Origin of the sequence: Neisseria sp. HMSC058F07 (assembly GCF_001810035.1) — a bacterium.
Lineage (GTDB): Bacteria > Pseudomonadota > Gammaproteobacteria > Burkholderiales > Neisseriaceae > Neisseria > Neisseria perflava.
On sequence record NZ_KV799687.1, the window covers coordinates 68,521 to 69,472 of the forward strand.

At 53.2% G+C, this 952-nt stretch carries 3 protein-coding genes; all 3 read left to right on the forward strand.

What is annotated here, in order from left to right; translation table 11 throughout:
• Positions 1 to 466 (forward strand): N-acetylmuramoyl-L-alanine amidase (locus HMPREF2696_RS06685; protein ID WP_070588175.1); only part of this gene is annotated, 466 nt, incomplete at its 5' end.
• On the forward strand, positions 463 to 636 hold the full coding sequence (locus HMPREF2696_RS11625; RefSeq protein WP_002245587.1) for a hypothetical protein: 174 nt from the start codon (positions 463 to 465) through the stop codon (positions 634 to 636). The genes HMPREF2696_RS06685 and HMPREF2696_RS11625, both read left to right, overlap by 4 nt.
• A 2-nt stretch (positions 637 to 638) precedes the next feature.
• The gene (locus HMPREF2696_RS11530) at positions 639 to 803 is read left to right on the forward strand and encodes a hypothetical protein (protein ID WP_021439337.1); all 165 of its coding nucleotides are present in this window, start codon (positions 639 to 641) and stop codon (positions 801 to 803) included.
• Positions 804 to 952: the final 149 nt, after the last annotated feature.

A 952-nucleotide genomic window follows, 5' to 3' on the forward strand; every position in this document is an offset into this window, starting at 1 on the left:
CTTGGCGCAGGATATGCGCAACATCGTGGCTTCAATCCTGCGTAACGATTACGGCTTGACCGTACGCACCGACGGCGAAGGCAAAGGCAATATGCCGCTGCGCGAAGCGGTCAAGCTGATTCGCGGCTCGGATGTGGCGATTGAGTTCCATACCAATGCGGCCACCGCGAAAACGGCCACTGGCATTGAGGCGTTGAGTACCGTCAAAAACAAACGCTGGTGTCAGGTGTTGAGCAAGGCTGTTGCCAAGAAAACCGGCTGGAAACTGCGCGGCGAAGACGGCTTTAAACCCGACAATGCGGGCCAGCATTCGCGCCTGGCTTATGCACAAGCCGGCGGCATTGTGTTTGAGCCGTTTTTTATCAGTAACGACACTGATTTGGCCTTGTTTAAGACTACTAAATGGGGCATCTGCCGCGCGATTGCGGACGCGATTGCGATGGAATTGGGAGCGGTGAAGGTATGAAAAAGTCTTTGATTGCTTTGGCTCTGTCTGTCTTGAAACCGCAGATGCCTGAATTCGAGATTAAGCCTGCCAGTATTGGCTATTTGAAACAACATCCGTCTATGCGCCTGGGTAAGTCGGGTGTGGCGGCTGCGAAACGCGCGGCGCGTAAACGCAAGAATCGTCGTTAATCATGGGACAGGTTGAGTTTTACGAAAAGATGATTGAGCTGTGGTCGGCCAAAAGCCGCGAGGCAAGCGAACAGGCGGACTTGGCTGCGTTTGAATTTGCGGAGGGCGAACTGGCCAATTATCAGGAAATGCTGAAACGGCACCTGCAAACCAAAAGTGTGGAATAGCAATGCGTATTTTGGATATTTTTAAAAACCCGGCGACAGGCAATGTGTCGCACTCGAAACTGTGGGCAAACGTTGCCTGCGCGGCGGGAACGTTTAAGTTTGTGATGTTGCCCGACCCGTCGGCGGAAATTTGGGCGGTGTATTTGGGC